This window comes from Mesorhizobium sp. WSM4836 (genome assembly GCF_055811815.1).
Genome location: NZ_JBVVQF010000016.1, coordinates 143,023 through 153,898, shown reverse-complemented (window position 1 = coordinate 153,898; position 10,876 = coordinate 143,023). Strand labels below are relative to the sequence as shown.

Annotated in this window: 9 protein-coding genes; all 9 read right to left on the bottom strand. The window is 63.1% G+C overall.

What is annotated here, in order from left to right; genetic code table 11:
- Window positions 1-604: 604 nt before the first annotated feature.
- Window positions 605-2,530, bottom strand: coding sequence for an ATP-dependent zinc metalloprotease FtsH (ftsH, locus tag AC0L2P_RS19785; RefSeq protein ID WP_352476109.1), 1,926 nt, complete (start codon window positions 2,528-2,530; stop codon window positions 605-607).
- Between the two features lie 105 nt (window positions 2,531-2,635).
- Complete coding sequence (gene tilS / locus AC0L2P_RS19780) at window positions 2,636-4,078, bottom strand: tRNA lysidine(34) synthetase TilS (RefSeq protein ID WP_473503183.1); 1,443 nt, start codon at window positions 4,076-4,078, stop codon at window positions 2,636-2,638.
- A 54-nt stretch (window positions 4,079-4,132) separates the two neighbouring features.
- Window positions 4,133-5,248, bottom strand: coding sequence for a tol-pal system protein YbgF (gene ybgF, locus AC0L2P_RS19775; protein WP_473503181.1), 1,116 nt, complete (start codon window positions 5,246-5,248; stop codon window positions 4,133-4,135).
- Window positions 5,249-5,435: 187 nt separating this feature from the next.
- Window positions 5,436-5,942 carry a peptidoglycan-associated lipoprotein Pal gene (pal, locus tag AC0L2P_RS19770; protein ID WP_023677992.1) on the bottom strand — a complete coding sequence of 169 codons (507 nt, stop codon included), beginning with the start codon at window positions 5,940-5,942 and terminating at the stop codon, window positions 5,436-5,438.
- A 283-nt stretch (window positions 5,943-6,225) separates the two neighbouring features.
- Complete coding sequence (tolB, locus tag AC0L2P_RS19765; protein WP_473503202.1) at window positions 6,226-7,497, bottom strand: Tol-Pal system beta propeller repeat protein TolB; 1,272 nt, start codon at window positions 7,495-7,497, stop codon at window positions 6,226-6,228.
- A 79-nt stretch (window positions 7,498-7,576) separates the two neighbouring features.
- On the bottom strand, window positions 7,577-8,734 hold the full coding sequence (locus tag AC0L2P_RS19760) for a TonB family protein (protein WP_473503179.1): 1,158 nt from the start codon (window positions 8,732-8,734) through the stop codon (window positions 7,577-7,579).
- Window positions 8,735-8,741: 7 nt separating this feature from the next.
- A complete protein-coding gene (gene tolR, locus AC0L2P_RS19755; RefSeq protein ID WP_254816466.1) occupies window positions 8,742-9,200 on the bottom strand; it encodes a protein TolR in 459 nt (152 codons plus the stop codon).
- 9 nt (window positions 9,201-9,209) lie between these two features.
- Window positions 9,210-9,920, bottom strand: coding sequence for a protein TolQ (tolQ, locus tag AC0L2P_RS19750; RefSeq protein ID WP_292665206.1), 711 nt, complete (start codon window positions 9,918-9,920; stop codon window positions 9,210-9,212).
- Window positions 9,921-10,346: 426 nt separating this feature from the next.
- Window positions 10,347-10,814, bottom strand: coding sequence for a tol-pal system-associated acyl-CoA thioesterase (ybgC, locus tag AC0L2P_RS19745; RefSeq protein WP_473503176.1), 468 nt, complete (start codon window positions 10,812-10,814; stop codon window positions 10,347-10,349).
- Window positions 10,815-10,876 lie beyond the last annotated feature (62 nt).

The window sequence follows — 10,876 nt, the reverse complement described above, 5'->3', positions numbered from 1 at the left end:
GGTTCATTCTCGCCTCTTGGCAATGAATGTCATAAGACAAGCGCGTCGCATGAGGCCGGTCGAACGCGACGCGCTTTGGGATCAGATCAGTTGTGGCGTGGCTGCGATACGTTGACACGTCGGCGGGACAGCGCCCCCCTCCGTCCTGCCGGACATCTCCCCCACGAGGGGGAGATTAGCCATCACGCCGGCTTTCGCCAATCGCCAACGTTGGCGCAAGGTTGCGGACAACTCCCCCGTTCGAAAGGTGCCTGAAACAAAAAACCGCCTCGGCAGGCGGGTCGTTGGAGCCAATTGGCACCATACCCAAATTAGTAGCATAGCTGCCGGCACAAAGCAAGAACAAAATGTGGCGCCGCCCGTAGAAAACTGCGAATTTCCTTCACCGTCGCGCCTTGTCGATCTTCCCGAAGTCGTCAACGAGGACGATAGAAGGCCGCGTTCCTTCGCGCCCCTCTCTGTCCTGCCGGACATCTCCCCCACGAGGGGGGATTGGCCGTCATCGTCACTTTCGCCAATTCCAGCGATGCAGGAAGGGTCGCATTCCCAAAGAAAACGCCGCGGTCAAAGCCGCGGCGCTTCGAAGTCAACCTCTTGAGTGGCCCTAGCTTGACGGCTGGGGTTCCATGCCGCCTTCGGGCTCGGGGCCCTTCTTGCGGCGGCCGGACTTCGGCACGGCCGAGCCACGGCTCGGCGGCGTGTCGTCGCCGAGGTCGCGTGCGGGCTTATTGCCGGCGATCAGCTGCTTGATCTCCTCGCCAGACAGCGTCTCGTACTCAAGCAGGCCTTGCGCCAACGCAATCCATTCCTTCTTTTTCTTGGTCAGGATGGATCTTGCCGTCGAATAGGCCTCGTCGATCAGCCGGCGCACTTCAGCGTCGATGATCTGCGCCGTCTCTTCCGAGATGTTCTGGGTGCGCGCCACCGAATGGCCGAGGAATACCTCCTCCTGGTTGTCGCCATAGGCGACATGGCCGAGCTTGTCGGAGAAGCCCCAGCGCGTCACCATGGCGCGCGCCAGCTTAGTCGCCTGCTCGATATCGGAGGAGGCGCCGGAGGTGATGTTCTCCTTGCCGAACTTGAACTCCTCGGCGACACGGCCGCCCATCATGATGGCGAGACGCGAGATCATGTATTTGTAGCTCATCGAATAGCGGTCGCCTTCCGGCAGCTGCATGACCATGCCGAGTGCCCGGCCGCGCGGGATGATGGTCGCCTTGTGCAGCGGATCGGCCGACGGCACGTTGAGCGCCAGGATGGCGTGACCGGCCTCGTGATAGGCGGTCAGTTCCTTCTCGGCCTGCGTCATCGCCGACGAGCGGCGCTCGGCGCCCATCATGATCTTGTCCTTGGCGTCCTCGAATTCGGCCATGGTGACGAGGCGCTTGTTGCGCCGCGCCGCCATCAGGGCGGACTCGTTGACCAGGTTCATCAGGTCGGCGCCGGAAAAGCCCGGCGTGCCGCGCGCGATCACCTTGAGGTCGACATTGGGCGCCAGCGGCACGTTGCGCACATGCACCTTCAGGATCTTCTCGCGGCCGACGATGTCTGGGTTCGGCACCACCACCTGGCGGTCGAAGCGGCCCGGCCTCAGCAGCGCCGGATCGAGCACGTCGGGCCGGTTGGTGGCGGCGATCAGAATGATGCTTTCGTTGGATTCGAAGCCATCCATCTCGACCAGCAGCTGGTTCAGCGTCTGCTCGCGCTCGTCATTGCCGCCGCCGAGGCCGGCACCGCGATGGCGGCCGACCGCGTCGATTTCGTCGATGAAGATGATGCAGGGCGCGTTCTTCTTGGCCTGGTCGAACATGTCGCGGACGCGGCTTGCGCCGACGCCGACGAACATCTCGACGAAGTCCGAGCCCGAAATGGTGAAGAACGGCACGTTGGCTTCACCGGCGACCGAGCGGGCGAGCAGCGTCTTGCCGGTTCCGGGAGGACCGACGAGCAGCACGCCGCGCGGGATCTTGCCGCCGAGCCGCTGAAATTTCTGCGGGTCGCGCAGGAACTCGACGATCTCTTCCAGATCTTGCTTGGCTTCGTCGACGCCGGCGACGTCCTGGAAGGTGACGCGGCCGTGCGCTTCGGTCAAAAGCTTGGCCTTCGACTTGCCGAAGCCCATGGCGCGGCCGGAACCGGACTGCATCTGGCGCATGAAGAATATCCAGACGCCGAGGATGAGGATCATCGGCAGCCAGGAGATCAGGGTGCCAAACAGCGAATTGGAGCCGTCGGACTCAGGACGCGCGTTGATGGTGACGTTCTTGTCCTGCAGCCGCGAAACCAGTGACGGGTCCCCAGGCGAATAGGTCTGGAAGCCGTTGGAACTGTCCGTGTAGTTGCCGGAGATACGGGCGCCGGCAATGGTCACCGACTTGATCCGTCCCGCCGCGACCTCCTGCAGGAACTGCGAATAAGGGACATCGCTCGAGGCTCCACGCGTCTGCGGCGTCTGGAAAAGATTGAAGAGAGCGATGAGCAGGACCGCTATGATCGCCCAGAGCGCGAGGTTGCGATAATTCGGATTCATCAATTGTCCCGTTGGCGCCGCTGGGCGGACACGCGTCGTGAGAGGAAACTTGGCCCTAACATAGGGAGAGCGTTCCCCCTTGCCAAGCATAACAGCAGGTCTCGGTTAAGCTTTCGCCCGTGGTAGGCCGGCACTGTGGCCGCCGAATGGCGAGGCTGGAACCGGTGCCGCGCCAAGCAAGGCGGCGACGGCATCGGCCGGCGCCAGATCGAAGGACGGCAGGAAGCGGGCGAAGGGCGCGACCGCCGGATATGCGGAGATCGCCGCCGGCATCGGGCTTTCTCCGAGCAAGCCAAGGCATTCGCCATCCCGCCACAGCGCCGGCTCGGCGGCCAAGGCGGCACGCACAAGGCTTGCCGGCGTGCCACGCCCGGCAATTGCCCGCTTTGCGGCAAGAGCCGCCCCGAGCGGTGCAACCAACAGCGGCGCGATCAACAATGCACTTGAACTGTCGCCCAAGGTGATCCGTCTGCGGCCGTCCCAAAGGGCGTTGTCGGAAACCTCGACAGCGGGCGGCAGATCGCGCAATTCGCGATGCAGAAAGATGCCGGCACGCCGGGCATCGATCACGGTCCGCGACAATGTGGCACAAAGCGGCCCGGTGCCGAGCCGGTCGAAAAGGGCTTCGCTGCGCGCCTGGTCGGGAAGGAAGGCGGTGCCGCCGGTCGCCGCCAGCAGGATGCGCAGCGCATAAATAGCCGCCCGGCTGTCATCTTCCGTCGCAAAACTCCGATCGAGGCGGACGAGGCCGGCGGCCGGCCTGGAAGTCAGGCTGCGGATCAGCATGGCCGCGCGGTGTCCCAGCTGCTCACGCTCGGCCGCCGCCTTTCTGGCCAGCGCCATCGCTTCAGCCACGCGAGGCGCACCACCGCCTTCGACAAGTTCTGCGCGGACGCGTGGCCGCTCGAAAGCGGTATCGGTATTGGTCGGATCTTCGATCCAGGCGACCTGTTCACGCCGCAGGAATTCGCGCAGCTCCGCACGCCTTACGCCGAGCAGCGGCCGCACGATCCAGTGCCGCCACTCGTAGAGGGTTGCTGGCGCCATGCCGGCAAGGCCCCGCCCTTCATCGCGCGGCCCGTCGTCGCTTTGCCCCCCATCACTTGGCCGCTCGTCACCTGCCCACCGGTCACGGGCTTGCCGCATCAGCACGGTCTCGGCCTGATCGTCGGCGGTGTGGCCGGTCAGGATCAGGCCGATGCCTGCCGTTTCGGCGGCCTCGGCGAGCAGCCGGTAGCGCGCCTCGCGCGCGGCGGCGGGCAGGCCGGTCGATGGTTTGTGCCCCGACCAGGCGAGGATGCGATGGGCAATGCCGCGCGCCGCGCACAGCCTGGCCACGGCTTGCGCTTCCGCTGCCGCTTGCGGCCGCAATTGATGATCGATCGTTACCGCCAGCAATTTCGTTGCCGGGGCGGTACGGTCGAGATGGGCTTTGAGGAGGAGGAGAAGGGCGGTCGAGTCGCTGCCGCCGGACACGGCCGCAACAGCGCTGCTGGAAAGGTCGATCCGCGAAAAATCCGAAAGGTCAGGCTCGGTGTCGAGCGTCATGCATGTCGCCCAAAAGTGGGCCCGGTTTTGGGGCAACGACATGCAGCCGAAAAACTAGCACGCCGCGAGCGCCCTTTCCTGCTTGACCCGCTCCTTGAGCGCGCCGGAAATATCGGGGTAGCGCTTGCCGATCTCGCTGAAGGTGGCACAGGCCACGTCGTGCTGCTTCAGCCCAACCAGTGAAACGCCGAGCTTCAGCAACATGTCGGGCGCTTTCTTGGCCTTGGGATAGTCCTTGCTGGCAGCGAGGAAAGTCTCGGCCGCATCGCGGTATTTCTGTTGGCCCAGCAGCGATTCACCGAGCCAGTAGTGCGCGTCCGCCGCTTTGGCGTCCCTGGGAAAACGAGCGATATGGTCGCGGAAACCCTGTTCGGCGGTGCTGTAGTCGCCCGACAGGATGAACTGGTAAGAGTTGCGGTAAAGCTCTTCCGGATCGTTCGTCGACGGCAGTGCCGCGACCACCGTACCGTCGGATTTGCCGGCCTTGTTGCCGGCTGCGCTGGCGCCGTTGGCCGGGGCCGTATTCTGGTCCGGCGCGCTCGCCTGCGCATTGCCGTCAGCTTCGACGACATTGCCATTTTTGTCGACGGTGATCGTGCCGAACGTCTTGGGCGGCGTGCCGGGGATCAGCTTGCCGGGATCGCCGTTCGGCGATTCGACGATGACGTCCTCGACGCTTTTGCCGCCGTCTGACGGCCTGTCCGCAGTGGCCGGAGCCTGGGTTGCGGGCGCCTCCGCCACGTTACTGTCACTGTCGGGGCTGTCGCTGCTGGGCACGGCCTCGGACTTCTTCTGCTGGGCCGGCTGCTGCGCGCCTTGCGGACCGCCTTCCAACTGCTGGAAGCGGAATTCGTTATCTTCCTGCTGTTTGCGGATCTGCTCCTGCATCTGCAGGACCTGGAAATTGAGTTCCTCGATCTTGCCGTTCATCTGCCGGAGTTGTTCCTCCAGCGCCGGAGTGCCGGCGCCATCCTGTTGCGCGAATTGAACCTGATCCGGTTTTTTCTTTTCACCCAAAATGCCGGGCAGTTTGATCGTCGGCAGATGGAAGGAAAAGCCGCCTTCCGATGATTGCCCGGGGGCGCTTGCCCCGGTATCGTCAGCAAGTGCCGCGATACTTGATACGAGGAGCAGCGCAAGCGTGCCGCTCAAGACCGTTCTGAAATGCATGTGCCTCTCGCCGTGAAACCGTTGTTGCGCGCCTCTCACTCGAAGTAGACCAGCCAACTGGGACTAGCCAGACGCTCTCGGCTCTTAACAGGACGTGAGACTTCGGCCAAATTTTGTTGGGTGCGAGCAGATATGAAAAAGGCGGCCCTGCGGCCGCCTTTCGCACCAAGTGTTGCATTTCTGCCGATCAGGAGCCGGCGCCGCCGAGCGTGGTGACGGCGCGGCGGTTCTGCGACCAGCAGGAGATGTCGTCGCAAACCGCGACCGGACGCTCCTTGCCGTAGGAAATGGTCTTCAGGCGCTGCGCGGAAACGCCCTTGGCGACCAGGAAGTCTCGGGTGGCGGCAGCACGGCGGGCGCCGAGCGCCAGATTGTATTCGCGCGTGCCGCGCTCGTCGGCATGGCCTTCAATGACGATGGCATACTGCTTGTACTGGTTCAGCCACTGCGCCTGGCGCGACAGCGTCGTCTGCGCATCGGCGCGGATCGAGGACGAATCGGTGTCGAAAAAGATGCGGTCGCCAATGTTGACGGTAAAGTCCTGGGCCGACCCGGGCGTTGCCGCGCCGGCGCCGTTGAGGCCGAGATCGGCGGCGCTGTTCGGCGTCTTCTTCGAGGCGCAACCGGTGATCGCGAGCATCGCGACCAGCGCGATCATGACCGGGTTTGTGGTAAGTGCTGCGATACGGCCCATGCCGCCTCTCCTTCGCAATTCGAGTGATTTCATTGATTGTCCAGTAACCACGTTTGGGTTAACCGGCGCTCAAGAAACACGGTTAAAATTTGGTTTCGGCTGCCGTCCGCAGCTGTTTCCCCGAGGGCTATCGATTGGCGACAATGAGCGCGGACCGTAGGCCGAAATGCGGCCAAAACGCGACCAACAGGTGAAAACAAGATCGGAAACGGCGCTTTTCGGGCACCGTTGCCGGCGTGCAACTGGGAGCAAAGGATGCTCAAGTTGAACATCCTTGCCCGGGCTATTCCAACAACGGTGACCAGGCCGGATCCGAGGCGAAGTTCGCCGTTGGGATCGGCTGTTCATTGCGGCCGGTGAGATCGACCGAAACAAGTTTTGGTCCACCATTGGAATCGCGGAAGAACATCAGCACCCGGCCGTTCGGTGCCCAGGTCGGCCCCTCCTGCTGAAAGCCGGTGGAAAGGATGCGCTCACCCGAACCGTCGGTGCGCATGACGCCGATCTGGAACTCGCCGCCGGTCTGCTTGGTGAAGGCGATGAGATCGCCGCGCGGCGACCACACCGGCGTCGAATAGACACCGTCGCCGAAGGAGATGCGGGTCTGGCCCGAGCCGTCGGCGCCCATCACATAGATCTGCGCGCGGCCGCCGCGGTCCGAGGTGAACACCACCTTGCTGCCGTCAGGCGAGTAGGATGGCGAGGTATCGATGGCGGTCGAGTTGGTCAGCCTGGTCGTCGAGCGGCTCCTCAGATCCATGGCGAAGATGTTGGAATTTCCGTCATCGCGCAGCAGGCTCATGATCACCTTCTGGCCGTCCGGCGAAAAGCGCGGCGCAAATGTCATGCCGGGGAAATTGCCGACCAGCTCGCGCTGCCCCGTCTCGATCTGCAAAAGGTACACCCGCGGCTGACCGCTCTCATAGGACATGTAGGTGATTTCCTGCCGGTTCGGCGAGAAGCGCGGCGTCAGCACGATCGATTTGCCGTTCGAGAGATAGCGGACGTTGGCGCCGTCCTGGTCCATGATGGCAAGCCGCTTCTTGCGCGCATTCTTGGCACCGGATTCGTCGATGAAGACGACGCGCGTGTCGAAATAGCCCTTCTCGCCGGTCAGCCGTTCGTAGATAGCGTCGGCAATGATATGGCCGACACGCCTTGTATTGGCGTCATTGGCGAAGAACTGTTCGCCTGACATCTGCTGGCCGGCAAAGGTGTCCCAAAGCCGATACTGGGCGCGGATGCGGCCGTCAGCTTCCTTGCCGACACTGCCGGTGACCAGCGCCTGGGCATTGATCACCTTCCAGTCTTCGAAGCGCGGCGTGGCATCCGGGTTCGATATCTTTTCGATGAAAGCGCTTTTGTCGATCGGCGCGAACAGGCCGGAACGTTTCAGGTCGGCGCTGACGATGCTGGAAATCTCGGCGCCGAGCGCATCGCCGCCCTGGAAATCAGTGATGGCGATCGGCAACGGCTCGACATTGCCCTTGTTGACGTTGAGCTCGACGAGCGCTCGCGCCGGCAGAGTGACAGCAACAGTCATACCCAGCGCCATCGCTGCGATCGTCAGGAGCGGCTTGAGGATGGATTTCATATCTTCTCGCTTCTCTTCGCTGATTTTATGGGAGCCGGGCCTAAAGGCCGAGCATCTCCCTGGGGTCGAAAGTGACCCGAACGTCGGACCAGATGTCTTGCTTGCCCGCAGGAACCTGCAGGCCGGCGACATCGCATTTCTGAACCGCGCGAACCGCACTTTCGTCAAACGGGCGGTTTCCGCTCGATTTTTCGACACTCGGCCGGCCATCCAACTTGCCGGAGGCGTCCAGATTAAACCGGACCACGACGACGAAATTCTCCGAACCCTCGAGCCCTGCCGGAAGCGTCCAGCAGCCACCAAGCTGGGCCTCTAATGCTCCCTGCTCCGATTTCGAAAGCTTCTGACCCTGATCCTTGTCGCCGCCGAGCGACGCCTGCTGGGTCGAGCGTTTGGCGCCGCCGCCGGCCGGCTTCCGCTTGTCGAGCAGAGCCGAAATCTCGTCGGCGTTGAACTGCTTGTCTTCCGATTTCGGCTTGGACGAGGCTTCCTTGACCGGCTTGTCGGCGTCCTTGCGCTCCGGTGCCTTGGCGCTTTCAGCCTGGACCGGCTGCGGCTTCGGCCGAGCCTCAGGCGCCGGCGCCGAGTCGGGCAGCTGCGCCTCCTCGGTTGGCGGTTGCTTGGCAATCGCCTCGGCAACAGCATCCGGCTTGACCTCCGGCTGCGGATCGATCGCGGCGGTCTTGTCCTGCGGCGGCGTGGGCGTCGGCTCCTTGGCCGGCGTCGGCTTGGGCTCGGTCTGCTTGACCGGCTCGGGCTTGACCTCTTCCTTCGGCTGCGGCACCGGCGCGACCTCCGTAGCGGGAATAGGCTTCGGCTCTTCCTTCGGCTTCGGCACGTCCTCGGGCTTGGGCTTTTCGACCGGCGTCGGCGCGGGTGGCGGAGCCGCGGTCATATCGACCGGCTGGGGCTTGGGCTCCGGTGTCGGCGGCTTGTCGGTATCGACGCTGTTATCGCCAACTTTCCGGGCATCGGGAACGATGTCGGGACGCTGCGTCGGCACCGGCGCCGGCTTGTCGTGCATCACAGCCTTCTTGTCGCCTTGCAGGACCTGCGCCGTCGCTTCCATCGGCACGATCTCGACCGACACCGATTCCGCATCGGACGCAGGCATCGCGGGCGGCGAGGACAACGTGAACAGCCCGAAGGCAATCGCCACCGTATGCAAGATCACCGATGTGGTGAGGCCGGTCCTCATCTTGCGTCTATTGATCCTGTTCCTGCAGTGAAACCAGGCCGATATTCTTGTAGCCGGCAGCCGAGATGCGGGCCATCACCTTCATGGCCGTGCCGTAATCCGTGGCCTTGTCACCCCTGATGAAAATGCGCTCGTCATAGCCCGTCTTCGAGATCGCCTGCAGCTTGGCCACCAGCTCCTCGATCGGGATCTCGGTTTCCTGGAGGTAAATCTGACCGGCCGGGTTGATGGACACGGTTATAGGCTGCGTATCGGCGTTCATCGCCTTGGCCTGGGTATCCGGCAGGTCGATCGGCACGCCGACCGTCAGCAAGGGTGCGGCGACCATGAAGATGATCAGCAGCACCAGCATCACGTCGACCATCGGCGTGACGTTGATCTCCGATATCAAGGCATGATGGCGGCCGCGCCGCCTGTGGCCGCGCCCGCCGCGTCCTCCGCCACCTGCGCTTACGGACATTCCCATGATCGTTCCTCAGGCCTTCTGCGCGACTTTTTCATCGATTTGGCGCGAGAGTATGGCGGAGAACTCATCCGCGAAGCCTTCCATGCGCACTGCGATCTTGCTCGCGTCCGACGACAGCTTGTTGTAGGCGATGACGGCGGGGATGGCGGCGAGCAGGCCGATGGCCGTCGCCAGCAGCGCCTCGGCGATGCCGGGCGCGACCACCGACAGGCTGGTGTTCTTCGAGGCGGCGATCGCCTGGAACGAGGTCATGATGCCGATAACCGTGCCGAACAGGCCGATGAAGGGCGCCGCCGAGCCGGTGGTGGCGAGAAAGCCGAGCCGCCCTTCCAGCTTTTCCATTTCGCGGGTCAACGCCAGATCCATCGCCTTGTCGATGCGGGTCTGCAGGCCGAGCGGCGATTTCGCGCCTTTTTCGAAGCTTTTCTTCCATTCGCGCATGGCGGCGACGAAGATCGCGCTCATGCCGGTCGTCTTGCGGTCGGCGAGCGTGCGGTAAAGCTCTTCCAGCGACTGTCCCGACCAGAACACCTGTTCGAAACGGTTGAGCGCCAACCGCATGCGGGCATAGGCGACGAGCTTGTCGACGATGATCGCCCAGGTCCAGATCGAGGCGCCAAGCAGCCCGATCATGACCAGCTTGACCACCCAACCGGCCTGCATGAACAAGGCCCAAATCGATAAATGCGCGCCCGGGTCGGCGAGAGCGATGTTTTCCATGTTACGTCCTTAAAGATTTTCCGGGCGTGGCTAGCGGCTGGCCCATGGGCATCCCTTGTGGTCCGTTCGCGTTAAGCTGGCGGAATAACCCCAAATGCACCGTTGGCGGCCTTTTCGGGGCAAATATTGGTGAAAGGAAGGCGCTTGGATTCTCCCAATCTTAACCAATCCCTTCATGGACCGTTATGGTTAAGGATGGGTTAGGACGTACAGCGCGGCGCATTGCCGCGCCTCAGGCGCAAGGCTGGCAGTTCTATCAGTCACTTGAACGGATACTTCAGATCAGCCACCGCCCAGGGTGTGTTGAGATTCAGGTCAGGCCGTGCCGAAAATGGTGGCTTCCGAGAACCGGAGCGGAGCGTACTAAAGTACGTGAGCACCGGAAGCGCAGGAAGCCGTCATTTGCAGGCCGGCATCACCTGAATCTCAGCATACCCTAGGCATGAAGGCCGCGATCCATTCCTTCGGAAAGCGCCGCGGCCGTCCGTTCTCGCCGACGATCGCCGCTTCGACCCGCGCCTCGACCAGTACTTCGCTGCCGCGCTTCAATTGCTGCGCCATGACGATGCGCGCACCGGAAATGTCTTCGGTGCGCGTGTCGATGGTCAGGATGTCGTCCATGCGGGCCGGACTGCGGAAATCGATTTCCATGCGCCGCACCACCCAGATTATTTTCTCGCCACGCTTGCCCTCGGCAAGCTCGGTGTGGTGGACGCCGGCCAGCCGCAGATAGTCGGAACGGCCGCGCTCGAAGAATTCGAGATAGCGCGCGTGGTAGACGACGCCGGAAAAATCGGTGTCGGCATAATAGACCCGCGCCATCAACCGATGGCCGAATTCCGTCAGCGCGCCGGAAAGGCCGGCGGACAATGCCGATTCACCGTGATCGTCCATTGTGCTGTCCTTTTGGCCCGACGGGCCCCTGTTTCAAGCAACACCTGTTTTGCGCATAGACC